27 protein-coding genes are annotated in these 24,156 nt (G+C 34.4%); 25 read left to right on the forward strand and 2 right to left on the reverse strand.

The window, feature by feature from the left end:
• Positions 1-31: 31 nt before the first annotated feature.
• The 21 genes from VCHSUH04_RS04020 to VCHSUH04_RS04135 all read left to right on the forward strand — a co-directional run bounded on the left by VCHSUH04_RS04020 (position 32) and on the right by VCHSUH04_RS04135 (position 17,959).
• Positions 32-700: a TerC family protein gene (locus tag VCHSUH04_RS04020; protein ID WP_105085458.1), complete on the forward strand. Its 669-nt coding sequence runs from the start codon at positions 32-34 to the stop codon at positions 698-700.
• On the forward strand, positions 700-2,190 hold the full coding sequence (gene rlmD / locus VCHSUH04_RS04025) for a 23S rRNA (uracil(1939)-C(5))-methyltransferase RlmD (protein WP_105085459.1): 1,491 nt from the start codon (positions 700-702) through the stop codon (positions 2,188-2,190). The genes VCHSUH04_RS04020 and rlmD overlap by 1 nt, the downstream gene beginning before the upstream one ends.
• Before the next feature lie 149 nt (positions 2,191-2,339).
• Positions 2,340-2,654 (forward strand): TfoX/Sxy family protein, encoded by a 315-nt coding sequence (locus VCHSUH04_RS04030; RefSeq protein WP_105085460.1) that lies wholly within the window; start codon positions 2,340-2,342, stop codon positions 2,652-2,654.
• A gap of 30 nt (positions 2,655-2,684) precedes the next feature.
• Positions 2,685-4,163, forward strand: a complete 1,479-nt coding sequence (locus VCHSUH04_RS04035) for an Lsa family ABC-F type ribosomal protection protein (protein WP_105085461.1) — start codon at positions 2,685-2,687, stop codon at positions 4,161-4,163.
• A 369-nt stretch (positions 4,164-4,532) separates the two neighbouring features.
• Positions 4,533-4,952, forward strand: coding sequence for a hypothetical protein (locus VCHSUH04_RS04040; RefSeq protein WP_105085462.1), 420 nt, complete (start codon positions 4,533-4,535; stop codon positions 4,950-4,952).
• A gap of 193 nt (positions 4,953-5,145) precedes the next feature.
• Positions 5,146-5,586, forward strand: a complete 441-nt coding sequence (locus VCHSUH04_RS04045) for a BdrN protein (RefSeq protein ID WP_233188258.1) — start codon at positions 5,146-5,148, stop codon at positions 5,584-5,586.
• Between the two features lie 164 nt (positions 5,587-5,750).
• Positions 5,751-6,191 carry a hypothetical protein gene (locus VCHSUH04_RS04050; RefSeq protein WP_233188261.1) on the forward strand — a complete coding sequence of 147 codons (441 nt, stop codon included), beginning with the start codon at positions 5,751-5,753 and terminating at the stop codon, positions 6,189-6,191.
• A gap of 366 nt (positions 6,192-6,557) precedes the next feature.
• Positions 6,558-7,037, forward strand: a complete 480-nt coding sequence (locus tag VCHSUH04_RS04065) for a pyridoxamine 5'-phosphate oxidase family protein (protein WP_105085463.1) — start codon at positions 6,558-6,560, stop codon at positions 7,035-7,037.
• Positions 7,038-7,694: 657 nt separating this feature from the next.
• Positions 7,695-8,342, forward strand: coding sequence for a DUF4304 domain-containing protein (locus VCHSUH04_RS04075; protein WP_105085465.1), 648 nt, complete (start codon positions 7,695-7,697; stop codon positions 8,340-8,342).
• 116 nt (positions 8,343-8,458) lie between these two features.
• Positions 8,459-9,520, forward strand: a complete 1,062-nt coding sequence (locus tag VCHSUH04_RS04080; RefSeq protein WP_105085466.1) for an ankyrin repeat domain-containing protein — start codon at positions 8,459-8,461, stop codon at positions 9,518-9,520.
• Positions 9,521-9,548: 28 nt separating this feature from the next.
• A complete protein-coding gene (locus VCHSUH04_RS04085; protein ID WP_105085467.1) occupies positions 9,549-9,947 on the forward strand; it encodes a bacteriocin in 399 nt (132 codons plus the stop codon).
• A gap of 20 nt (positions 9,948-9,967) precedes the next feature.
• The gene (locus VCHSUH04_RS04090) at positions 9,968-10,438 is read left to right on the forward strand and encodes a glycosyl transferase family 4 (RefSeq protein ID WP_105085468.1); all 471 of its coding nucleotides are present in this window, start codon (positions 9,968-9,970) and stop codon (positions 10,436-10,438) included.
• A gap of 30 nt (positions 10,439-10,468) precedes the next feature.
• Complete coding sequence (locus tag VCHSUH04_RS04095) at positions 10,469-11,980, forward strand: SMI1/KNR4 family protein (protein ID WP_105085469.1); 1,512 nt, start codon at positions 10,469-10,471, stop codon at positions 11,978-11,980.
• A 177-nt stretch (positions 11,981-12,157) separates the two neighbouring features.
• Entirely contained in the window at positions 12,158-12,523 is a 366-nt protein-coding gene (locus tag VCHSUH04_RS04100) for a hypothetical protein (protein WP_233188263.1), read from the forward strand.
• Between the two features lie 120 nt (positions 12,524-12,643).
• Entirely contained in the window at positions 12,644-13,222 is a 579-nt protein-coding gene (locus VCHSUH04_RS04105; protein ID WP_105085470.1) for a hypothetical protein, read from the forward strand.
• 125 nt (positions 13,223-13,347) lie between these two features.
• Positions 13,348-14,364 carry a DMP19 family protein gene (locus VCHSUH04_RS04110; RefSeq protein ID WP_105085471.1) on the forward strand — a complete coding sequence of 339 codons (1,017 nt, stop codon included), beginning with the start codon at positions 13,348-13,350 and terminating at the stop codon, positions 14,362-14,364.
• Positions 14,365-14,455: 91 nt separating this feature from the next.
• Positions 14,456-14,941 carry a prolyl-tRNA synthetase associated domain-containing protein gene (locus VCHSUH04_RS04115; protein ID WP_105085472.1) on the forward strand — a complete coding sequence of 162 codons (486 nt, stop codon included), beginning with the start codon at positions 14,456-14,458 and terminating at the stop codon, positions 14,939-14,941.
• A gap of 21 nt (positions 14,942-14,962) precedes the next feature.
• Positions 14,963-15,730, forward strand: coding sequence for a putative quinol monooxygenase (locus VCHSUH04_RS04120; protein WP_105085473.1), 768 nt, complete (start codon positions 14,963-14,965; stop codon positions 15,728-15,730).
• 111 nt (positions 15,731-15,841) lie between these two features.
• Positions 15,842-16,621, forward strand: coding sequence for a protein-ADP-ribose hydrolase (locus tag VCHSUH04_RS04125; RefSeq protein WP_105085474.1), 780 nt, complete (start codon positions 15,842-15,844; stop codon positions 16,619-16,621).
• A complete protein-coding gene (locus VCHSUH04_RS04130; protein ID WP_105085475.1) occupies positions 16,593-17,444 on the forward strand; it encodes a Sir2 family NAD-dependent protein deacetylase in 852 nt (283 codons plus the stop codon). Before VCHSUH04_RS04125 ends, VCHSUH04_RS04130 begins: the two co-directional genes overlap by 29 nt.
• Before the next feature lie 17 nt (positions 17,445-17,461).
• A complete protein-coding gene (locus VCHSUH04_RS04135) occupies positions 17,462-17,959 on the forward strand; it encodes a methylated-DNA--[protein]-cysteine S-methyltransferase (RefSeq protein WP_105085476.1) in 498 nt (165 codons plus the stop codon).
• 249 nt (positions 17,960-18,208) lie between these two features.
• Here VCHSUH04_RS04135 and VCHSUH04_RS04140 read toward each other — a convergent pair whose 3' ends face one another.
• Entirely contained in the window at positions 18,209-18,874 is a 666-nt protein-coding gene (locus VCHSUH04_RS04140; protein ID WP_105085477.1) for a fumarylacetoacetate hydrolase family protein, read from the reverse strand.
• A 158-nt stretch (positions 18,875-19,032) separates the two neighbouring features.
• On the opposite strand from VCHSUH04_RS04140, the gene VCHSUH04_RS04145 reads away from it, so the two are divergent.
• Positions 19,033-20,223 (forward strand): hypothetical protein, encoded by a 1,191-nt coding sequence (locus VCHSUH04_RS04145; RefSeq protein WP_105085478.1) that lies wholly within the window; start codon positions 19,033-19,035, stop codon positions 20,221-20,223.
• A gap of 87 nt (positions 20,224-20,310) precedes the next feature.
• Positions 20,311-21,333 carry a branched-chain amino acid aminotransferase gene (locus VCHSUH04_RS04150; RefSeq protein WP_105085479.1) on the forward strand — a complete coding sequence of 341 codons (1,023 nt, stop codon included), beginning with the start codon at positions 20,311-20,313 and terminating at the stop codon, positions 21,331-21,333.
• Positions 21,334-21,491: 158 nt separating this feature from the next.
• On the opposite strand, the gene VCHSUH04_RS04155 is transcribed toward VCHSUH04_RS04150, so the two are convergent.
• A complete protein-coding gene (locus VCHSUH04_RS04155; protein ID WP_105085480.1) occupies positions 21,492-21,884 on the reverse strand; it encodes a thioesterase family protein in 393 nt (130 codons plus the stop codon).
• Between the two features lie 225 nt (positions 21,885-22,109).
• Between VCHSUH04_RS04155 and VCHSUH04_RS04160 the strand changes: the two genes are divergently transcribed.
• Positions 22,110-22,847: a TVP38/TMEM64 family protein gene (locus VCHSUH04_RS04160; RefSeq protein ID WP_105085481.1), complete on the forward strand. Its 738-nt coding sequence runs from the start codon at positions 22,110-22,112 to the stop codon at positions 22,845-22,847.
• 52 nt (positions 22,848-22,899) lie between these two features.
• Positions 22,900-24,093 carry a PLP-dependent aminotransferase family protein gene (locus VCHSUH04_RS04165; RefSeq protein WP_105085482.1) on the forward strand — a complete coding sequence of 398 codons (1,194 nt, stop codon included), beginning with the start codon at positions 22,900-22,902 and terminating at the stop codon, positions 24,091-24,093.
• Positions 24,094-24,156: the final 63 nt, after the last annotated feature.

Here is a 24,156-nt window from a genome sequence, read left to right on the forward strand (position 1 = left end):
AATTACTCGTTTGAATTGAGGTATGTACAGAATGGAATTTTTAGAAGTTGCCACGTGGGTGACCATTGGCAAGATTATTTTAATTGATATTTTGTTGGCTGGTGATAATGCTGTAGTAATTGGTATGGCAGCAGGTAAGCTAGCTCCAGAACTACAAAAGAAAGCCGTAATTTGGGGTACAGTAGGTGCCATTGTAATGCGCCTTGTATTTGCTACCCTTTTAGTAGAGGCGCTTACTTTAATTCCTCTTATCCACTTAGGTGGTGGCTTTGTACTTGTATGGATTGCCATTCAATTATTAAAAGGTGGAGATGAAGATGCACATATTGAAGCTAAGAATTCATTAATGGGTGCTATTTGGACGATTATTGTAGCCGACGCTATGATGAGTATTGATAATGTCATCGGTGTAGTAGGAGCTGCTAAAGGTCATTTAGAGCTTGTTATTGCAGGTATGTTAATTACTGTTCCAATTATCGTATTTTGCTCTACATTATTTGCTCGAATTATTAATAAATTCCCTGCCATTCTTTGGGCAGGTGGTGCACTCCTTGGCTGGGTTGCAGGGGAAATGATTGTGGAAGATCCACTTCTTATACCATATATTCAAGGTGAAGAATTACTCGTTAAAATCGGTACTGTATTCTTCGTTCTTATTGTGACAGGTATGATTAAAATTTGGAAGAAAAGAGACGCGTAATGAACGGTACAGGTCGTACATCTCGTAAACATAAATCGAAACAACAGAATAGAAGAGGGGCTCGTTCTAATCAAGGCCAGAACACTAGTGGTACAGTATCTAAAAAGCAACAAGCTATACTCAATGCACCTGTTAAACTAGGTGATGAAGTGCTTGTTACAATTCATGGTATTGGTAGCAGCGGTGAAGGGGTAGGTCGTGTAGACGACTTTACTGTCTTTGTTCCTTTTGCCTTGCCTGGAGAAACTGTCAAAGTAGTCATTAACATGGTGAAAAAGACGTATGCTACAGGTAGACTATTAGAGATTGTTACAATGGCGCCTAACCGAATCGATGCTAGCTGTGAACTTTATGGCTTCTGTGGGGGATGCCAACTACAGCACATTACCTATGAAGGTCAGCTTTCATTAAAAACACAAAAGGTGAAGGACGTTATTGAACGCATTGGTCATCAAAATCCAGACCTTGTAAAACCTGCATTAGGCCCTAAAGAACCTTGGGCATATCGCAATAAAATGCAGATGCCTGTAGGAGGTACTAAAGGCGATATTCAAATGGGATTCTATGCGATGGGATCTCACGATATCGTGCAAGGCACAAACTGTCCTATTCAAGATGAAGGGAATAATATCATCGCTCAAGCTTGTTACCAAATCGCTAAAGAGTTTGATATTGAACCGTATGATGAACATACAGGCAAAGGTATACTACGCCATGTAATCGGTCGTATTGGACAATCTGGATGGATGATTATCCTTGTAACGGCAACAGAACAATTACCACATAAAGAGAAGTGGGTAGAAAAATTAACGGAACGCATCCCTCAAGTAGAAACTATTGTTCATAACGTTAATGGTAAGCGAACTAATGTTATATTAGGACCTAAAAATAATATCCTCTATGGGGATGGGACGATTACAGACCATATTAAAGATTTACGGTTTACCTTATCTCCGCACTCCTTCTTCCAAGTGAATCCAGAACAAACTACAGTACTTTTCGATCAAGCATTAACTTATGCGGACCTAAAAGGTGATGAAACCGTTATCGATGCGTACTGTGGTACGGGGACCATTTCATTGTTTTTGGCCCATAAAGCTAAACATGTAATAGGCATAGAAATCGTAGAACCAGCTATTATTAACGCTCGTGAAAATGCCCAACGCAATGGCTATGACAATACTGAATTCATCGTCGCTGATGCGGCCGTAGAAATGCCAAAACTCTACAACGCTGGCGTACGACCAGATGTCATCGTATTCGATCCAATCCGCGCAGGCTGTAAAGAAGAAGTACTAACCTCTGCAGCAGGCATGAAACCAAAACGTATTGTTTACGTATCCTGTAACCCAGCTACCATGGCGCGAGACATTGAAATCCTTACACACTATGGCTATGAACTACAAGAAGTACAACCTGTAGACATGTTCCCAATGACCGCTCACGTTGAGGCAGTGGCTTTACTCACTAGGAGCAAAGCGACGCAGTGAGCATTAGCACTGGTCAGGGATGTCTAAGAATTCGAGCGAAGTGAAGAATGATTGGCTGCGTGCTACTGTAAACTGAAGTCCTAACATATAGATCTAATATAATTATTAAAATAGTGTAGACGAATTAAAATTTTTTGGAGGCACAGGTTATGGCTTCAAGTAAAGAATATTTAGATTTTATTTTAGAACAACTATCAGAGTTGGAAGAAATAACATATAGATCAATGATGGGAGAATACATTGTTTATTATCGCGGAAAAATTGTTGGTGGAATTTATGATGATAGGTTTTTAGTGAAACCTGTTAAATCCGCAATAGCATATATGCCAAATGCAAAGTATGAGTTACCATATGATGGAGCAAAGGAAATGCTATTGGTAGATGATGTTGACAACAAAGAATTTTTAAATGGCTTATTTAATTCAATGTATGATGATTTACTTGTACCAAAACTAAAGAAATAATCAAATTTGAATTTGGGGGGGGGGATTTTTATGTCTACAATTAAAATTGAAAACCTCAATTTCTCATATTATGGTTATGTAAACCCTGTATTTGAAAATGTATCATTTTCATTTGATACAAACTGGAAAATAGGATTGATAGGAAGAAATGGAATAGGTAAATCAACTCTATTTAAGTTACTTTTAAATCAAGAAACTTATCAAGGTAAAATAAGCAAGGATGTTGACTTTATTAAATTCCCACCCAATTTAAGTGATACTTCAAAATTAGGAATTGAGTTATATAAAGAACTAATATCGGATGAGGAAGAATGGAGATTATTTAGAGAACTTAATTTGCTAAATGTAGATGAGAACCTTGTTTACAGGGGATTTGAAACGCTTTCTAAAGGAGAACAAACAAAAATTCTTTTAGCTATTTTATTTACAAGAGAAGATGGTTTTTTACTTATAGATGAACCAACAAACCATTTAGATATGGACGGGAGAAAAATTGTAAGTGAATATCTGAAAAATAAAAAAGGTTTTTTACTTATATCTCATGATAGAGACTTTTTAGATGGCTGTATCAATCATGTTATTTCGATTAACAGAAACTCTATTGATGTTCAATCAGGAAATTTTACATCATGGCATGAAAACAAATTGATGAAAGATCAATTTGAAATTAGTGAAAACGAAAAATTAAGAAAAGAGATTAAACGATTAAAAGAAGCTGCAAGACAAAGTAAAAACTGGTCTTATAAAATTGAAAATACCAAAAACGGTGTAAAAGTATCAGGTGTAAAGCCGGATAAGGGACATATAGGTCATCAGTCAGCCAAGATGATGAAAAAATCTAAGAATTTAGAGAATAGACAAAATAAGGCAATAGAAAAAAAACAAAATTTACTAAAAGATATTGAAACAAAGGAAAGTCTATTATTGCATCCATTACATCACCACAAAAATTCTCTAATATTGGTTAGAAATTTATCATTATATTATGGAGAAAGACAGATATTAAGCGATGTAAATTTTGATATAAAGCAGGGAGATATAGTGGCTATATATGGGGGTAATGGTAGCGGAAAATCAACCTTAATTAAAATTTTATTAGGTTTAAATCACGAGTACGTAGGTGATGTAAAATTAGCAAGTAATTTAAAAATATCATATATTCCCCAAGATACATCAAATTTAACAGGCCACCTAAATGAGTATATTCATAAGCAAGGTGTTGATGAAACATTGTGCAAAACAATTCTTAGGAAATTAGATTTTGCAAGAGAATTGTTTGAAATGGATATGAAGAACTATAGCGATGGACAAAAAAAGAAAGTTTTAATTGCTGTAAGTTTATCAAAGCCGGCTCATATATTTGTTTGGGACGAACCATTAAATTATATAGATGTAATATCAAGGATACAGATTGAGGAAATTATAAAAGAAGCAAAACCTACACTTATATTTGTGGAACACGATAAGAGGTTTGTAGAAGATATAGCTAATAAAACAATACGATTATAAACTAAATAACAACTCTCAGTTTGTCGAGGTAATACCTTTTAACGATAACCTTATTCTATCGTTAAAAAGTATGTGGATATATTCCCACATACAAACGCAACTACTTGATATACTTGGTGTTCACTTAATCAACGTTTAGGCGGTGGCTTTGATCCCTAGAAACGAAGTGACGCAGTGAGTGATAGCACCGCCCATGGCAGGTATGTCTAAGAATTCGAGCGAAGTGAAGAATGATTGGAAACAGCCTACTGCTGAAGCTGTTGCTTTACTCACCAAGAGTGAAAGGATGCCCATATAATCAAATTTAAAATAGAAACACCTAGAATTTATTTAAATTACAATTTTAGATTTAATATTGTGAGGAATAATATGGAGTTTATACATGATAGAAAGAGTAATATTCTTTTCAGTCTTTATGGTAGTAAAGTAAATAGAATCAGAATTCATAATAAAACATTGACGTTAACAGTTAACGAAATATATCAATTGGTAGATGGTGAAGAAAGAGTATTTTCCGGTGAAATATCTTTTAAAGACTGTGATGTGGATTTGTGTAAGGTACTAATATTTAACAAAACCTTAGGTGAAGGTCGATTTAATGGAAAGTCCATTTGTTTACGTGATTTTATGAATGAGTATGTAGACTCAGAATTTGAAATAATTACGGAAGGCTATTTTGTTAATACAACTACATATACAGGTTGGCTTTGGGTCGATGAAAAACCTCCAGTATCTATCATTATGTATATTTGGAATAGAGGAGACATGGTGTATCGTGTCAAAAAATAAATCCTATTTTTTACAGATGAATTATGCTAGATATGGGGGAGAGAAAGATTGATATGATTCTTTTATAGGTATTGGGAGCATAGAGCAAGTCAGTATTAACGCTCGTAAGAACTCATGACATAATGGCTTTGCACACCAGGAACGAAGTGTCCTTATAATTTCTTGTTTTATAAGTTTATGGAGTGATCTATATATGGTATGGCTGAATCCCAGGGATTATCAAAAACAAGAGTATATAGAGCTTAGACTTAATGCACGATTAGGTGAGCACATACGATTAGACTTTAATCCGCTTAAAACTTCAGAAATAGCAGATGTTTCACCAAGCTGGAAGGATTGGCATTGTTATAGAAATCCATTACGGGTTTATAGTCCAGATTTTGATATCTTAGTTTCTTACTTTAATGAAGTGTATCCTATTATAGATGCATCAGATAATACTGAAAGAGATAGATTTGATGTATGCTTTGATAATTGGATTAAGAAAGATTACTGGATTAAAATAATTCATAATATTGAAGTTGATCTTATAAATTCTAGTAAAGATGAGCAAGAGTTTTTAAACACATTTATTACTTGGATAAAGGAAGCACTTCAACATACATCTGTTATAGTTGTTGAGGGAAATCTTTAAAAATCAAAACAGTATTTTAATAACATAATCAATAAAGATAAGTTAAGATATAAATTAATTGATATTAGCCCTTTGCTTTTGCGAAGGGCTTTTACAATATAATCATATATAAATATAATATAATTAGTATGAGTAGTTAAATTGTATTGAATGAGGTATGTGGTGTGGGACTAATTTTAGATATTGATAAAATAATGTACCAATTGAGTAGGTGGAGACCAATATTTCATTCGGAAGCAGATTTTCAGTTTAGCTTAGCCTGGATGATTAAAGAACAATATCCAAATTGTGATATTAGATTAGAGTTTGTACCTGAATTTAATCTTAATTTACATCTTGATATTCTTGTTATATTAGATGGTAAATGGATTCCTATTGAGCTTAAATATACGACAAGAAAATGTATTAAAACTATAAATGATGAAGTGTATGTGTTGAAGGAGCAAGGTGCTAAGGATCAAGGCTGCTATAACTACTTAAAAGATATAATGCGTATAGAGGAATTTAGGGATAAGAGTAATAACTTTATTGAAGGTTATACAATTAAGATAACTAGTGAAATATCTTATCTAAAGCCTCCGACAAAAGTAAATAGGCAATTTTAAAAGTTTTTGCAAACATTTGTTCTAAAACACTTGACCGAACATTCGTTCGTGTGCTAATATAAGCATGTAAACAAACAAATGTTTTCAGATATTATGTTCGATGTAAATGTGAGGTATGAGATGAAAAATATATTAATGATTGTACATACGCCGAATTTTCTATTGAGGATGGTTCTATAAAAACTGGGTGTATGAGTTGGGCCGCTAATACAGGAAAAGGAACAATGCGTGGAATGGAAGCACCTATAGAATTAACTGGGATATATCCTATAAATTGGAAAGAATATTCTAAAGTTGATGATACTAATAGTGGTACTTTTATGTATCTTGTAAATAAGATAAGTAAATAAAATTAGGAGATAGATTATGTTTAAACCAATTCGTATAAAGATAAATGAAATAGACCATAGTGCTGCAGAAGCTTTATTACAATCTAATCGTCGTGGAATTATTGCCATGAATGGTGTTGAGGGTTATCCTTATGCTATTCCTATTAATTATTTTTATGATTGTGATAATAAAAAGATTTATTTTCATGGAGCTAAAGCTGGTCATAAAGTAGAGTCATTGAAAACTTCAGATAAGGTATGTTTTACCGTATATGGTAATGAGAGAATTGATGAATCTGAATCCTGGGCGCCGTATGTACAAAGTGTAGTCGTATTTGGAAGATGTCGTTTGCTAGAGGCAGGTTCAGAATCTATAGATCGATTAAAAGAATTTGCTATGAAATATTATCCTAGTGAGCAGCTTGTAGACAAAAATATTGCTCATGCTGGTAGAGCAGTTCAAATGTTTGAAATCACCATTGAACATATGAGTGGTAAACAAGTACAAGAGAAATAATAGATTAGCCCTTCGTTTATACGAAGGGCTTTTACTATACACTCATACTTATAAATGTAATATAATGTAATTAGTGAAGAAAGAAAACAGCCTACGGCTGAGGCGGTGGCTTTGCTCACCAGAAATGAAGCATCACTTTTATATTTTGTCTTATAAGTTTATGGAGTGATCTATATATAGTATGGCTGAATTCAAGGGATTATCAAAAACAAGAGTATATAGAGCTTAGACTTAATGCACGATTAGGTGAGCACATACGCTTAGACTTTAATCCACTCAAAATTTCTGATGTGTCTGGTCAGGAACCAAGTTGGAAAGACTGGCACTGTTATAGAAATCCATTACGGGTTTATAGTCCAGATTTTGATATCTTAGTTTCTTATTTTAATCAAGTGTATCCTATTATAGATGCATCAGATAATACTGAAAGAGATAGATTTGATGTATGCTTTGATAATTGGATTAAGAAAGATTACTGGGTTAAAATAATTCATAATATTGAAGTTGATCTTATAAACCTTAGTAAAGTAGAACAAGAGTTTTTAAACACATTTATTGCTTGGATAACGGACGCACTTCAACATACATCTGTTATAGTAGTTGAGGGAAATCTATAAAATAATTAATCGTATAATATGGGGGAGTACTTTTATAATCATGAAACCTAGAGAATTATGTGAAAAAGCTTGGCAAGAGATTGCAAGTAAATTCCCTGATTTTAAGGTAGTTAGTAAAGGTCAGAAGTTAAAGAAATCATCTAAAAATAAAGACCTTACTTTTGAGATATACTTTCAGGCCAATAGAAATAACTATGCGTGTAGTGTAGAATTTGTTCCACATATTTTTATTTATTCAAAAGATATGAAGAAGGCTAATTATCATAATGGATTTGTTTATGGCGGAGAACTTGGAAGCTTATTAAATAGAAAAGCTTGGCACTGGTGGCAATTAGCAGGAGCAAGTTATCAGTATACTGTAGATGAAGTTAGCAAATTACTTAAGGAACATATCATACCAGTATTTGATGATTTTGAAGATACAGAAAGTAATATTGAAAAGCTTATAGATGGAGATATAATTGATCATAACTTACTGTATTATATTTATCACTTTGGTGGGAAAGCTAAGGCTCAGCAGTATTTTAATAAGATAATTGAAAAAGATAAGTTAAGAAGTAAATATATTGGCTTTTATAATCATTTGAAAGACTTGCCGAAGGAAAGTATCTTATTAGATGAAGGCGAGTTTTATGGAGCCGATATGATTAAATTTGCTTTTATCAATGGACTTGAAATAGACAAATAATAGTTAAGCCTTTCGCATAATAAGCGAAGGGCTTTTACTATACACTCATACTTATAAATGTAATATAATATAATTAGTGATAATCATTTTAAAAATATAGTTCATGGGAGAGATACATGATACAGATAAAAGACTTAGGTACATTTGAATCTGTGCCTCACATTGTAACAGATATTGTAACAGGAAATATTAGCGCCTTAGAAAATGAATTAGCCAATGGTTGGGATATTAATGAACCCATAGAAATTGGGGAATATAGTGAGCACACACCCTTAGAACTTGCTCTAGTCATGTGTTGTTCGGCAAGTATTCAATGGTTAGTAGAGCATGGCGTTGATCTTAATGATGAAGAAAATCCAAGTTTCTTATTAGCTGTACGGTATGGTAATAAAGAGATTATAGACTATGTTGTGGCTCATGGTGCCAATGTTCATGCTTTGAACCGCGTGAAAGTAGATGCTTTTCAAGCTGCCTTATATGGCAAGAAATATGAGAACCTACAAATCATTCATGACTTAGGCCATACAGTACAAAAGTATGGAGGTAAAGCTTTCAGAAATATCATTACAGATAGAAATTATGAGGTTCTAGATTTCTTTATTCATAATGGTGTAGATATTAATTACAATAAGCCTGATTCTATATATCCCTTTAAGCCGACTCCATTGTGTGTGGCAGCTCGTTATGTGGATTTACAGATGTGCAAATACTTGGTAGAACATGGTGCTGACGTGACCATCACAGAAAAAGATGGTATGCGTCCCTATAGCATTGCCATTGAAAAAGGCGATATGGAAATGGCAGAGTATTTTAAATCCTTAGAGCCTGCTGAGTTCCATGATATACAGAATAAGATGGATCAGTTAAAGCCCTTCAAATTACCAAAAGCATTAGTGAATTTTTTAGAGGGTGAACATCTTTACTTTGACTTACCAGACTCCGATTTTATATCTATAGAGTTTTTCCCACTTATTGATACGATTCCATTTAAATTAGATCGCCGTAATCTATTGCGTTTATCTAAAGAACTAGGCGAGTATAATGAGTGGCAAATTGTATGGGACCCTAAAAGTAAAAAGATTTCTTGTTATGATATAGAACATCAAGAATTACGAGAACTTTGTAAATTTGATGAATTTATGGCGGATATGTCAGGACAATTAGAAACTTTATTTTAATATGTGTCATAAAGGAGAGTAAGTACATATGCTAGCTGAATTCGATAAAACATATACTGATTGGTCAATTGATGTAGGTTCTTATAAATATGAAGGTATTACACTGAATGAAGTTGAACAAAATCTGTATGCTATTGAGGACCAAGAGCAAGACTTTGTAGTTATTTCTCCATCAAAGGCAATCTCCATAGATAATAAACTATATAACTTTGTACAGGTTTGTAGTGATCAAGATACCGATTTATTACATATAGAGCTTAGTGTAACTAATGCTGGTGACCGAGGCGCCATCATATATGGTAAGAATGAGCTGGGCCATCAAGAGGTATTACAGATTATAGAAGATTTTATTGCTCATCATAAGGTGCCATTATTAGATGATTGGGAAATCGTGTTAGATTTAAGACCGAAGAAGGAAAGCCTGTAAAGGATACTGTGGAGCATATCATGTTATACAGACCGAATAACCTTTTGTATAAGTATATTCGCTATCGATTTAGACGGATTCAGATTGAATGTAATATGGTATACGATGTAACACCAGAGGAAGAAGATGAGATTTGCCGTAATCTGTTAAAAAAGAGAGCGAAGATATTGATTCCTGTTGGCATAGTATATGGTTTGATATTTGCCCTTACTTTCACTTGGCTATTAGGCACAAGTGAGGAATTGAACCCATTAATGCAATGGGAAGTAAGAGTTATTGACTATGTTATACCATTTTTAAATACCATTGATTTTAAGTGGTATGCGTATTCACTGAATTTATTGTGGGCAGCCCTTATATTGGCCCCTATCGGGATTATAAATGTCTGTCCTTATATCATTTTTTCCTATATTATAGATACTATTTTGATACGGCGTGAGGTGAAAGCTTTAATAAAAAAATATTCTATTGATGACATAAAATGTGGTTAAATTATATCTATTTGGCTAGGAGAGAGTATTATGAGTAATCTAAAAGATTTCAATTGGACTGGATTTTGGAAAGACACCGATTATGCATTTGAGTCCTATATAGGTAGAGATGTTACGGATGAGGATATTAAGAATGCTGAAGCTGAACTAGGCTATACATTGCCTACAGCATATATAGAGCTACTTAAAAACCATAATGGTGGTGTAGTAAATAAGAATTGTTATATTAACGATGATGACGATTGTGTATATATAACAGGAATATATGGCATCGATAGAGATAAAAAATACTCTCTTTTAGGTGAGATGGGTAATGAATTTTGGATTTCAAAAGTAAAATATCCCCCTATCGGTATCGTTGTAGCCGATACGATTTCTGGCGGTCATGATATGATTTTCCTCGATTATCGTGAATGTGGTCCTACTGGAGAACCTAAGGTAGTACGTGTTGACCAAGAAGGTGATTACTCAATTACTCTGTTAGCAGATAACTTTGGTGACTTTATTAAGAACTTATATATCAGTATTGAAGAAATCACGGACGAAGAGTTTCAATCTTTAAGTGATGAGGATAAGGTAAAACTTATTAATGAACAAGAGGATCTAGATATTGATCGTGCTATGGAGCTGTTAACTAACATAGGCATCGATAATTTATCGCCTATCTTGCTAAGCACATTAGGACGTATGTATAACAATAATGGTCGTGCAGCAGAGGCTATCGAGTTATTTGATCGTATAGATGAGGCACATCGTGATTGGTCTTGGTATTATCGTTGTGGCTATGCTTATGCAACGGTAGCTTTGGGTGAAAGCTACGAATCTGAATATGTACAAAAAGCATTAGAGTTAATAGAGACGGCCATGAAAATGACGAAAGAAGCTCGATTAGATAAACAACTTAGTTGGTGTTGTGAAGTTGTAACATATCTATTAACTCAAATTAAGCCAAAAGACTACGAGACGGATTATCCTGTGATATATGAAGTTATTGAGAAATTCTCTGATAAGAAAAATAGTATAGATACTGCAGAAAATAAAGATAGTACAGACGTTAATGCATATGAAGAACTTAACTATCCTACATATGATGAAGTACATTGGGTATTTAATAAACTTACATATAGTAGAGAAGAGTTTTCCAAAGAATACAATGAAAATGTAAAGAAATATGTAGATGATGAAGCAGATGACGACGATAGATTAGATGAACCTGAAATCTTAGTAACCTATGAAGCTTGGATTGAAAGTGTAGACCAACTCTTTGATAATGAACGTGTAACTGATGGAGACCTACTTGAGGATGATAAAGAAGATGGTATGTGGCAAGTAGAAATCATGGCTCATCTCGTAGCGGATAATGGTACATATTTTACAAGAGAAGAGTTGCTCTTTAAATTGCATAATCTAATGGCTAATAAAGAACTGGGTGATCACGTATTCTTTGAAGGTATTGAATACGAAGGCCATGAATGTGAAGGGTATGGTCTCATAGATAACGAAGATGGTATACCTGTATTCTATATATGCTGTGGTAGCTAATTAATAGAGAAATAATAGATCAGCCCTTCGCTTATGCGAAGGGCTTTTACTATACTCTTAGAAATTATATATTTTGTGCTTTAGGCTACGTTATTTTATAGGGGCTTCGTGTAAAATGTTGAGAAAGAATTTTAGTATTTTTGAAATCAAAGCATTGTAAAGAGAGAGAGGATGCCTATGATAGAAAATGAACTCATATATGATGAGAAATATTGTGAATATAGACTTCTTTGTGAAGGTATAGAATTCTGTTGGGATGAGAAACCATCGGGTGATTATTTAGATACTGTAAAAGTCCTGGCAAAAAATTATCATAAAAATATTGATAAAATTGCAGCTTTCATGCTTGAAGACATTCAAGAAATGTATGATGAATCCATTACTATAGATGATGTGAAAGAACGGATAGGTGTCCCTAAGATTGAACCAGAGCTAGGTACTGTAACCTATTGTGAACAAACCTTTGATTATACTCATATATTTTGCTTTGAATTTTGGGACGATGAGTTTGAAGATTTAAATTACTTTGCTATTGATGGCTGATATATTGCCATAAAAATGGCAAAACAGCTACTTTAGATACATAGATTAGTTTGGTGTTGTGAAGTAGTAGAGTACCCATTAACCTCTATTATTTTAAAGGATGACAAGGAGGATTATCCTATGATTTTTGATGCCATAAAAAAACTTTTTAACAAGGATGAGAATACTGAGCAGATTGAATATCTCGGTGCTGATAAAGATGGTAATAAAATATATGAAGGTTACTATCATGAGTTTAAGGGCATTCCTTGGGTTTTCAATAAAACTACCTATACTAGAGAAGAGTTTGATAAGGAGTTTTATAAATGCTTAGAAGAGCATAATGTTAATCCTGATACATTACCGCCATTAGTAGAGCCTGAAATTCTTGTAAGCTATGAAGCTTGGATTGAAAGTAAAAGTCAGCTTCATCCTAATGAATACTTATACGAAGACGATGAATTAGAAGAATACGATAAAGAAGACGGTATGTGGCAAGTAGAAATCTATGCTCGCTTCAAAGCAGATAATGGCCAGTATTTTACTACTGAAGAGATTCTTTTCAAGATACATAACGCATTGGCTAATAAAGAGCTCGGTGATCATGTATTCTTTGAAAATCTAGCCTATGATGATCATGAATTCGATGCTGACGATGCCGACGATGTTGATGATGATGACGAAGGTACTCCTGTATTTGTAGTATGGCTTGGTAGCTAGTCAAATAGCTGGATTGTTATAAACTATTATTTTACAATCTGTAACGTATTGTTTTGTGTTGTTTGTCATAATTGTATTAAGCTGAGTTCATATACATATTGATGATATGAGGGGAAGTGTATTGTATGTCTATGAGTGTTGAACAATTTTTATCTTTATCTGATGCTGAACAGTTACAAACGATTAAAGATCTTAATGATATCGGTCAAGAGGAAATCATTATCGATGTATTGACGGGGGTTGGCATCGATAACTTATCTGTGCCTATATTAGGCGAGCTTGGTAGGGCTTATAACAATAACGATAAACCAGAAGAAGCTATTAAAGTATTTAAGGCTATAGACAAAAAATATAGAGATGCAGTATGGCATTATCGCTGTGCGTACTCCTATGGATCTATAGTTTCATTTAATCATGAGGCTTATACATCAGAGAACATGCAGCAGATGTTAGCTTTAGTAGATAATGGTGTACAATTAGCTGCTAAAGAAGGTCGAAACGATATAAGTGAATACTGCTTTGAAGTCATGGATATGTGCCGTTTACAAATGGATTTTGAAAAATGTGAAATTGACTATCCTGATTTATGCTTAAACTATAGCAAGTATATAGCCGAAAAAAAGAAGAAAAGAGAAGGTGTACCTCGTCAACGAACGATTACTGTAGAAGAAATTTTAGCTACAGACGATATGTGGACTATAAATGAGCCTGCCTATTGGACTATCAATATTTATGGTTCTTATGATGACTATTTAGAATCTACAAAAGGCTTCACTATTGAGCAGAGATATCTTAACGCTATATGCTGGTATTTCGCTGAGGTTAATAATGGTGGGCATCATCAGTTCTTCTATAACTCTACAGGCATTGTATGGGAAGATGCTCTTGCGGGGTTACGCCTCTTCAAGATGGATATACTAGCAGATAATTTACAATCTGTAATCGATTACTTTGGTGGCTCTATTCCATTTGATAGAGAAGAACGATGGACTATTTTAAAAGAATGGGACGATGAAGTATTTGATTTCCTAGATGGAAAAGATGATGTAGTCTATGAATATGATGGCATATTTGAAGATGTATTTGTACATGAACATCCAGAGTTATTTGTATTTGATGGAACCTATACAGTCTCAGAATAAGATTGGTGTATAATTTTGGTGTATAATTAACACATATATAGTTGCTTTCACTATGATGTTTACTTTCACCAAATTATATTAGAGGTATTACATGTTAGATAAACAAGGCGTATATGATTGCCTACGTGACCATCATATCGATTTTGAAATTACGGATCACGCACCGCTATTTAGTATGGATGACAAGCCCAATGTAGAGTTGCCATATCCTGAGTGGGATGCGAAGAATTTATTCATTCGAGACCATAAACGAGAACATTATTATTTGATTACTGTTCGTGGTTCTAAGCGTGTAGATCTAAAACAGTTCCGTAAGGATCATAAGCTTAAAAAGATTTCCTTTGGTTCCGAAGAAGAGCTATGGGATATTTTGAAGATTAAACCAGGTCACGTATCTCCATTCTGTTTGCTCCACGATGAAGAGCGTAAGGTACATTATTATATTGATGCGGATTATAAAGATAATCTAATCGGGATACATCCAAATCAAAATGATGCTACCGTATGGCTACAGGGAAAAGACTTAGTTAACTTAATTGAAGAACATGGTACAATAGTAGAATATATTACATTGTAATTTAGTAGAACTGGAGCATGTATGAATAAAAAATTATTAAAACGTATTCTAGTAGCATCTGCTATTTCTGTATTAGGTGTGAGCACGTCCTTCGCGGCTCTTGTTATGGAACGAGATCAATCTGTAGATACAGCACCTAGTGTCAATATGTATCGATTCGAAGTACCAGCAGATTTACAGGGCACATATAATAACGTAGGTGTATCTAATCTAACTGCATCTATGGAGAAAGAGCCTAATACATTATCTATGAATGTAGCCCATGTAAAAGGTAATCCATCTGAGTCTTATGTAGTAGAGATTTATAAGGATTTAGCGGCCATTGAAACACATCGCAAATCTGATCATTATCAAGCTTTTGTTAATGAAGTAGGTTCTAAATTAACAAACCGCAAAATGTACGATGTACAGTCTGTACTATTGTTTGAGAAAAAAGATGCTTTATCTATTATTAATGATGGCAAGGCAGTAGTGACTTTGACAGAGTTTACTGTTAAGAGCAATGATATGGACACAGTACAACGTCAATACCAACTTGATATTGAACGGGCCGTACGGGATGATGCGGGTTATAAGGCTGGCTATGTGCTTCGTGAAAGAAATGCAAAAAATCGTTGGTATGTCATTCAAATCTATAGCGACCAAGCAGCCCTTACAAAACATGTAAACAGTCCTGGCTATCGCTTTATGATGAGCCAAATCCAAGGTAGTTTACAAAACGTTACCACAAAGGTATTAGATGGGGATATCCTTGTCAACCATGGTGGTCAGGCGTTTGTAAGACCTTAAAACTGAATATAATATAATTACAGTAAAGTTACTGCTAGCATATACATATGTGCTAGCAGTTTTTTGTTATATAATAGTTAAAAGTATAGTCTATACTAAAAGGAGTTACATATGACACAGCAAGAACGGTTACGCTATTTACTTGAAGGTTTAGTAGTAGAATACAAAGAGAGACATAACGAACAGTTAGACATTCCTGTGAGTGAAGAAGAGCAATTTACGCTCTTTAGATCTTTATGTAATATTCGTCCTGCAGGTGGTATGTCTCTTGAATGGATGAAGATAGAGTCTGAATATTTAAATATATTGGCTCATGAAAAGGGCATCGTAACCATTCATGATATGGAAGAGCGAGAGCCTCAAATCTTTTTATGGCAAGGTGATATTACTCGACTAGCTGTTGACGCCATAGTTAATGCAGCTAATAATCAATTGCTTGGATGCTTTGCGCCTAATCATAAATGTATCGATAATGCTATCCATACCTTTTCTGGCATTGAGCTTCGTATGGAATGTGCAAGAATGATTGAGTATATGGAGATGCCTGAAAAAACGGGTGTAGCACGTATGACCTATGGGTATAATTTGCCGGCAAAGCATGTACTTCACACGGTGGGACCTATTATTTACGAAGAGGTAACAGATAAAGAGCGAAATGAATTAGCTTCTTGCTATCGTTCCTGTTTACAACTAGCCAATGCTTACAACTTACACTCCATTGCATTCTGCTGTATCTCTACTGGTGAGTTTAGATTTCCGAATGAAGAGGCGGCACAAATTGCAGTCCATACTGTAAGAAACTATTTAAAAGAAAGTAATAGTAGAATCCAAGTGGTATTTAATGTATTTAAGGATATAGATTATGACATCTACAACAAATTATTGGGATAATATACATCGTGTAAAAGAAGCGATTAACAATGCGGATGCCTTATTAGTCGGTGTAGGTGCAGGCATGTCAACTGCAGCAGGATTTACCTATAGTGGGGAACGCTTTCACAAATACTTTGACGACTTTTACAAAAAATATGGTATAACCGACATGTATTCAGGCGGATTTTATAATTATGAAAGTCTGGAAGAATATTGGGCGTTTTTTAGTCGTCTTACATACTATAATCGATATGACATACAAGTCGGGGAACCTTATCTTCAGTTAATGAAATTATTAGAAGGTAAAAACTATTTTGTCATTACTACAAATGTAGATCATCAAATGCAATTAGCCGGTGTAGATAAAAATAAGTTTTACTATATGCAGGGGGATTATGGGTTGTGGCAGTGCTCAGAGCCATGTCATCAAAAGACCTATGATAATAAAAAACAAGTACAGCGGATGGTAGAAGAGCAAAGAGATATGAAAATTCCTACACACTTGATTCCTCATTGTCCTAAATGTGGGAGACCAATGACCATGAATCTTCGTATTGATAGCACTTTTGTTCAAGATGAAGGGTGGTATGCGGCGCAGAAAAGATATACCGCTTTTGTAGAGACGTATAAAGATAAACCTATTGTATTGTTAGAATTAGGTGTGGGATTTAATACGCCCATGATTATCAAATACCCATTTATGCGGATGGCAGACGATAATATAGATGCATTATATGTGCCAATTAATGTGGAAAAGCAAACGATTCCATTTGAAATTCAGCATAATACAATACCATTTAATGATGATATACTAAAAGTGTTAAATGATTTGTTACTTTAAGAAGGAGTTAATGTACTATGAATTATAAATATACCTATGAAAGCCCATTAGGAACTATGATTATGCTTGGTACATTATCTTACTTAACAGATTTATTTTTTGTTGATGAGTCTTATGCCCCAAGTTATGATGATGCGGAGTATATAGAGCAACTAACAGGGCCTTTTGAAGTGACTAAGATGTGGCTCGATCAATACTTCTTCGGTAAGAAACCTTTTATTATTCCGCCTATTAAATTAGAAGGAACTGAATTCCGTAAGTCTGTATGGGCTGTGTTACAAACTATCCCTTATGGAGCCACTACAACCTATGGTGATATCGGCAAAAAGATTGCAAAACAGCAAGGGAAAGATACAATGTCTGCCCAAGCGGTAGGCGGTGCCGTAGGTCATAATCCTATTTCTATCATTATTCCTTGTCATCGTGTTATCGGTAGCAATGGTAAACTAACTGGCTATGCGGGCGGCATTGAACGAAAGAAATATATGCTAGACCTAGAGGCAAAGCATAAATAAAGTAATAGTTAATATAAAATATAGATAATCACCAAAGAACTAATAACAAAGTAAAAATAAGAAAAGAGATTACTCTTATGTATAGTTAGATATACATAAGGGTAATCTCTTTTTAAATGTACTTATATTGTAAATAGATGGTTTAGCTCGTATCTATAATAGTCATAAATAGGCTACTTTTATAAATTAGTATAAATCTACTACTTTAATAAATTAGCATAAATGTGCTACTTTAATAGACTATATCTGTTAGACGAATTTATTTTCTAATGTGCCAATACCACTTATAGAAATGGACACGGTATCACCTGGCTTAAGCCAAGGGTATTTACTTTCATTTTTACCGAGTACAACACCACTAGGTGTACCCGTAAAGATAATATCACCTTCCTGTAGTGTAATATATTGAGACACAAATTCTATAATCGCATCTGGTTTAAATATCATTTGTTGTAATTTGGCTTGTTGACGTACTTCGCCATTTACAGTGGTCGTAATAGTGGCGCTTTCAAAATCAAATGAGTGGGGCGGAATAATAGTAGGGCCAATAGGGGCAAAATTATCTAACGATTTACCGAGAATCCATTGGGAGCCTCTAAATTGTAATGTACGCGCAGATACATCGTTGCCAATTGTATATCCTAAGATATGATCTATAGCTTTTTCTCGAGGAATATTTTTACCAGATTTTCCGATGATGATTACCAGTTCGCCTTCGTAATCATAATGGAAGGATTCATCTTCAATAGTAATCGAATCGTGATTACCTGCTAGGGCATTAGAGATTTTCATAAAGATTTCTGGAAAATCATGAGTAGCAAGACTAGTTTCTGCAATATGATCTGCATAATTTAAACCAATACAAATGATACTTTTCGGATTGGAAATTAGGGTACGGTTAGTAGATTCTTTCATGAGAGATACCTCCTTAAGAGATGGGACATATATATCTTAAGCTAATTATAATATAAATAGGTATGTAAAGAATATTGTTGACGGAATAATTATATAGAGGCATTTTTGTCACATCCTATTTGTTATATTAAAAAAAAGTAATAAAAGGAGGATATCCTATGTACATGCATAGAAATATGACAGATGAATTTATAGGTTCCGTAGCAACTTGTGAGATTATTAGTACTGATAGGTGGTCTGGTAGTTTGCCCGATGGTGTTCCAAGTGAAGTGAAACTCCATCGTGTAGATTACTATATTAACGAAATACAGCATATCTCTATTAAGGATACCGTTAAGGTTGTATATAGTATCAAATGGGAGAATATAATAGAAGCCGATGAGGGGAAGATAGACTCTGTTGCTACTGAGGAGTACTCAATTAGTGAATCTGATAGAAATTATATTTTAAACCTTATAGGCTCTAGATTTTCTGATTGTGTATTTTTTCAAGAGGATAAAGCTGATTGTAATGTTAGTGTCAAGCTAATGAACAATGATAATCAAGAGTTTATCTATGAGTTTTCTTTTGATAATGAAATGACGGCTTTGTCTATATTGATACGTCAAATAATAGGTGCTCCTAGATTGCTCTTATTTGATGGCCATCGTGAAATAGACAAGATTCAACAAATTCATATTGAAGTGCGTAAAAATATATATGAAGAATATGGGGATGTTAACAGTTTAAGCTTTGATTGGAATACATCTTTTATCTCTATTGACTGTAAGAGTCACCAATTTAAACACTCTAGTAATAGTCAAAGTGAGTATGTAGATGGAAAAATGATTCATCAGTTGCAAAAAGATATTAACTTTCACATAGGGGATACATTATATGATTTGGATATATTTACTCTTGGTGAAAGTAATCAGTTTGATAAATGTCCCGCACGTGGGGGCATTGTAACAGTTAGGATTAAATGGACTCATAAAGAGGATACTCATTATATAGGAAATTTAACTGATCGATATATACCATCGTGGTATAAAAGTTTGATTGGTTTTATGAGTGTTTATATAGACGATAGATTATTGCAAGAATTTTTACCATCCACTAAAGAGTCAGACAAAAAAATCTATACCTATTGTTCTGTTTATATTTTTAAGTTTGATAAAGAATTTTACTATCGGACGGATAGAAATGATATTCGAGAAGGAGATCTTGTAAAAGTACCTTTTGGCTCAAATAATGAGGTCCGTAGTGGTCGCGTCGAATCAGTTACATATCATACTTGTTCAAATGTACCTTATGATTTATATCGAACTAAGTTTATTATCGATAAAGATACAGACTTCCTATGTGATTAATAATCATAAACTCTATAGGATGTGTTGAAATAACTTACTTATAGTGTTAAGATTATTAGTATATTAATATGCATGGAGGTTATTGTTATGAGCAAGAATATCGATTGGGATAATCTCGGTTTTGGTTATGTAGAAACCGACTACCGTTATTTAACGACATATAAAGATGGTAAATGGGACGAAGGCGGATTAATTACTGATGCTAACGTTGTTCTTAATGAATGTGCTGGTGTATTCCAATACGCTCAAACTGTCTTTGAAGGTTTGAAAGCATACTACACTAAAGATGGTCACATCGTATGCTTCCGTCCAGATTTGAATGCAGATCGTTTGAATCAATCTTGTGAACGCCTTGTAATGCCTACATTACCTGAAGGTCGTTTCCTTGAAGCTGTAAAAGAAGTTGTAAAAGCAAACAAAGACTTTGTTCCTCCTTATGGTCATGGTGCAAGCCTTTATATTCGCCCATACATGATGGGTACAAATTCCGTTATTGGTGTAAAACCTGCTGATGAATATCAGTTCCGTGTATTTACTACACCAGTAGGCCCTTATTTCAAAGGCGGCGCTAAACCAATTAAAATTCGTATCACTGATTTTGATCGTGCAGCTCCTCATGGTACTGGCCATATCAAAGCTGGTTTAAACTATGCTATGAGTTTATATGCTATCACTGATGCTCATAGCAAAGGTTATGCAGAAAATATGTACCTTGATGCGGCTACTCGTACACATGTAGAAGAAACTGGTGGTGCTAACTTTATCTTCATCACTAAAGATGGTAAATTAGTAACACCTAAATCTGATAGCATCTTGCCATCCATTACACGTCGTTCTTTGATGTATGTAGCAGAACATTACCTTGGTATGACTGTAGAACACCGCCCTATTCATAAAGATGAATTAAAAGACTTTGCTGAAATGGGTCTTTGTGGTACAGCTGCTGTTATTTCTCCAGTAGGTCAAATTGACACTCCAGAAGGTACTATTAATGTACCGGCTGGTATGGATGATATGGGTCCTATTACTAAAAAATTATATGACACATTACTTGGTATTCAACATGGTGAAATTGAAGCACCTGAAGGCTGGGTAGTTAAAATTTGCTAATCTTTAAATAGATTAATCTAGTAGATTATATAATTTAACATGTAAATAGAAATGGCATCTATCGTTGGATAGATGCCATTTTTGTCTTATTTTATTATGTTAAATTAAAAATTAGGGTATTGTACAATTAGTTATAGACTAATTAGTAAAACTTGTTATTAGTTAGATTTTGCACGACTTGTAACTTTAGCCATGAATTTTTCGTTATTAATAACAAATCGTTCATGAGTTCCTCGACCAATGATACCAACGCCGTCAGATGCTTCAATATCAAAGGTTATTTTACGTCCTTCTACAGCACTAACTGTAGCTTTAGCAGTTACTGTTGCACCAAGTGGAGTAGGGGCCTCATGAGTAATGGATAGAGCAATACCTACAGTGCCTTCACCTTCTTCTAAGTATGGTTGTACTGCTGCTTGAGCGGCTTCTTCCATTAAAGCACACATAGCTGGTGTAGCAAAGACCTCTAAAGAACCGGATTTCATTGTTTTAGCAATATTAGATTCTGTAACTGTTACAGTCGCCGTAGCTGTTTGACCTGCTGATACCATAATATACCTTCTTTCATTAAGAATATTCTCGTTATAATAGTATTATACATCTTTCGATAATTTTTATGCTAATGCTATTATACATATTTTATAGATACTACCAGTTAAAAGTAATTATTTTTAACTGGTAGTAATTAGATAAATAGAATGTTTAGGTTCTTACGTATAACAGTTCTATAGAATCCGTGATATAATAGAACTAGTTTTTTATAAAATGAGGTATATATGAGTACAAAAAAATTAAAGCCTTCTGGTGAAGGTTGGGTACAGTTAATAGCAGGCATTGGTTTTGTCATTCTATTAATTGCCATCAATATAGTAGATCCTACATTCTATCCTACTATGTGGCATTTAGCGACGAGTGGATCTATGGATGAAATAGCAGAGTATATTCAAGGCTTTGGCCCAATGGCCATGGTTGTTAGTATGCTCCTTGATATTTTTGTTAATGCTGTTGGTTTTCTACCATCTATCTTTATATCTACCGCAAACGGTCTCGTATTTGGCATGTGGCCAGGCATAATTATTTCTTGGCTAGCAGAAACGATTGGCGTAGTCATTAGCTTTTATATTATGCGTTACTTTTTACGTGATACAGCAGATAAGCTCATTGCTAAGAGTACAGTATTGATGAAAGTAGATGATTTTTCCGGTAAAAATGGTTTTGTGGTTATGTTATTTGCCAGATCCTTACCATATTTTCCATCTGGTGTGATCACAGCACTTGGTGCCATTAGTAAAATCAAACCGAGAGACTATATCTTAGCGAATTTAATCGGTAAATTCCCATCTACAGCTCTTGAAGTAGCTATCGGTACAGATATTGTAAATTTCCAGGAGAATATGGGGCGATTAGGAATCATCGTAGTTATTGCAGGTATTGTATACTTCATTCTTTGGAAAGTATATAAGAACTACATCAATAAGAAAAATGCTGAACAAGAGCATGATCCTAATGCTTAACAATCTTTAATTAAATGTTATTCAATTTAGTATATATGAAAGAGGCGATAGTATGAGCTTTTCTCTTCCTGAACGGGTAACCTTAAAAGGTCCTAATTTTATTCGTGAAGTTTTTGAACGTGGTGTAGGCGTAGAAGGTTTTATCAGTTTTGGTATCGGTAATCCTGCTCCAGAAGCGATTCCTGTAGAAGTTATTGAAAAAGCTTTTGACGAAGTGGTTCACTCTAATCCTATGAGTCTTTTACAATATGGTCCTATGCAAGGCGATGCAAAACTAGCTGAGCTTACATTGGAACGTTTAGTAAAAACACATAAGATGAATCCAGAAGGTCAAGGCTTAATTATCTCTAATGGGGCTGGTCAATTATTAGGTCTTGTACCGATTACTGTATTAGAGCCAGGTGATGAAGTATATATGGACGAATTCACTTTCACCAGTGCTATTAATTCCGTACGGAATATGGGTGGTAAAGCAGTAGGTATTAAAACAGATGAGCATGGCATGATTCCAAGCGAATTAGAAAAAGCCGCTCAATCTGGCAAGGGAAAATATATTTATCTCATTCCTAACTTCCAAAATCCAACAGGCATTACGATGCCGTTGGAACGTCGCAAGGAGATTTACGCCATTGCATCTAAATATGATTTGTTTATCTATGAAGATGATCCATACGGTGAGATTCGCTTTGCTGGCGAGTACATTCCAACATTTAAATCCTTTGATACAGAAAATCGTGTTCTCTATGCAGGTTCTTATTCCAAGACTTTGTCTGCAGGGTTGCGTGTAGGTTTCTTATTAGGTCCAGCTAACGTTATTGAAGCTATTCAAGCATTAAAAAATAATACGGCCGGTCAAATGCCATTAGTTACACAAAAGGTTGTAGCTAACGTGCTCGATACAATTGATTATGATGCGCATTTAGAAAATGTACGTAAAGTATATAAAACAAAATGTGAGGCCTTGTTAAATGCTTTTAACAAGTTTGCTAGTTCTAAAGTTAAGTTAACACAACCTACAGGTGGTATGTTTGCATGGATGACAATGCCTGCAGAAGTTAACTGTGATGAATTCTTCGAAGCTTGTATGGACCGCAATGTAGGTATTATTAAATGCGGTGCTTTTGCAGCGGATGGAGCAGGGGAAGGTCATGCGTTCCGCTTGAGCTATACTGTGCCAACTGTAGAAGAAATTACAAAGGGCATGGAAATTTTAGGTGGCTTAACTAAAGAATTTTGTGGCGAGTAATATATTGATAAAGTTTGATATGACATGATACAATGATATAGTAGATATATTCTATCTACCATA

Source organism: Veillonella sp. T14073-2 (genome assembly GCF_002959875.1).
GTDB lineage: Bacteria > Bacillota > Negativicutes > Veillonellales > Veillonellaceae > Veillonella > Veillonella infantium.

Excerpts from the sequence above, each read along its gene's own strand:
- VCHSUH04_RS04125 (WP_105085474.1), top strand. The coding sequence starts at position 15,842 with ATGACACAGCAAGAACGGTTACGCTATTTACTTGAAGGTTTAGTAGTA.
- VCHSUH04_RS04090 (WP_105085468.1), top strand. The coding sequence starts at position 9,968 with ATGTTATACAGACCGAATAACCTTTTGTATAAGTATATTCGCTATCGA.
- VCHSUH04_RS04165 (WP_105085482.1), top strand. The coding sequence starts at position 22,900 with ATGAGCTTTTCTCTTCCTGAACGGGTAACCTTAAAAGGTCCTAATTTT.
- VCHSUH04_RS04065 (WP_105085463.1), top strand. The coding sequence starts at position 6,558 with ATGTTTAAACCAATTCGTATAAAGATAAATGAAATAGACCATAGTGCT.
- VCHSUH04_RS04120 (WP_105085473.1), top strand. The coding sequence starts at position 14,963 with ATGAATAAAAAATTATTAAAACGTATTCTAGTAGCATCTGCTATTTCT.
- VCHSUH04_RS04130 (WP_105085475.1), top strand. The coding sequence starts at position 16,593 with ATGACATCTACAACAAATTATTGGGATAATATACATCGTGTAAAAGAA.
- VCHSUH04_RS04040 (WP_105085462.1), top strand. The coding sequence starts at position 4,533 with ATGGAGTTTATACATGATAGAAAGAGTAATATTCTTTTCAGTCTTTAT.
- VCHSUH04_RS04160 (WP_105085481.1), top strand. The coding sequence starts at position 22,110 with ATGAGTACAAAAAAATTAAAGCCTTCTGGTGAAGGTTGGGTACAGTTA.
- VCHSUH04_RS04105 (WP_105085470.1), top strand. The coding sequence starts at position 12,644 with ATGATTTTTGATGCCATAAAAAAACTTTTTAACAAGGATGAGAATACT.
- VCHSUH04_RS04045 (WP_233188258.1), top strand. The coding sequence starts at position 5,146 with ATGGTATGGCTGAATCCCAGGGATTATCAAAAACAAGAGTATATAGAG.
- VCHSUH04_RS04095 (WP_105085469.1), top strand. The coding sequence starts at position 10,469 with ATGAGTAATCTAAAAGATTTCAATTGGACTGGATTTTGGAAAGACACC.
- rlmD (WP_105085459.1), top strand. The coding sequence starts at position 700 with ATGAACGGTACAGGTCGTACATCTCGTAAACATAAATCGAAACAACAG.
- VCHSUH04_RS04140 (WP_105085477.1), bottom strand. The coding sequence starts at position 18,874 with ATGAAAGAATCTACTAACCGTACCCTAATTTCCAATCCGAAAAGTATC.
- VCHSUH04_RS04135 (WP_105085476.1), top strand. The coding sequence starts at position 17,462 with ATGAATTATAAATATACCTATGAAAGCCCATTAGGAACTATGATTATG.
- VCHSUH04_RS04150 (WP_105085479.1), top strand. The coding sequence starts at position 20,311 with ATGAGCAAGAATATCGATTGGGATAATCTCGGTTTTGGTTATGTAGAA.
- VCHSUH04_RS04115 (WP_105085472.1), top strand. The coding sequence starts at position 14,456 with ATGTTAGATAAACAAGGCGTATATGATTGCCTACGTGACCATCATATC.
- VCHSUH04_RS04100 (WP_233188263.1), top strand. The coding sequence starts at position 12,158 with ATGATAGAAAATGAACTCATATATGATGAGAAATATTGTGAATATAGA.
- VCHSUH04_RS04110 (WP_105085471.1), top strand. The coding sequence starts at position 13,348 with ATGTCTATGAGTGTTGAACAATTTTTATCTTTATCTGATGCTGAACAG.
- VCHSUH04_RS04155 (WP_105085480.1), bottom strand. The coding sequence starts at position 21,884 with ATGGTATCAGCAGGTCAAACAGCTACGGCGACTGTAACAGTTACAGAA.
- VCHSUH04_RS04085 (WP_105085467.1), top strand. The coding sequence starts at position 9,549 with ATGCTAGCTGAATTCGATAAAACATATACTGATTGGTCAATTGATGTA.
- VCHSUH04_RS04145 (WP_105085478.1), top strand. The coding sequence starts at position 19,033 with ATGTACATGCATAGAAATATGACAGATGAATTTATAGGTTCCGTAGCA.
- VCHSUH04_RS04020 (WP_105085458.1), top strand. The coding sequence starts at position 32 with ATGGAATTTTTAGAAGTTGCCACGTGGGTGACCATTGGCAAGATTATT.
- VCHSUH04_RS04035 (WP_105085461.1), top strand. The coding sequence starts at position 2,685 with ATGTCTACAATTAAAATTGAAAACCTCAATTTCTCATATTATGGTTAT.
- VCHSUH04_RS04080 (WP_105085466.1), top strand. The coding sequence starts at position 8,459 with ATGATACAGATAAAAGACTTAGGTACATTTGAATCTGTGCCTCACATT.
- VCHSUH04_RS04075 (WP_105085465.1), top strand. The coding sequence starts at position 7,695 with ATGAAACCTAGAGAATTATGTGAAAAAGCTTGGCAAGAGATTGCAAGT.
- VCHSUH04_RS04030 (WP_105085460.1), top strand. The coding sequence starts at position 2,340 with ATGGCTTCAAGTAAAGAATATTTAGATTTTATTTTAGAACAACTATCA.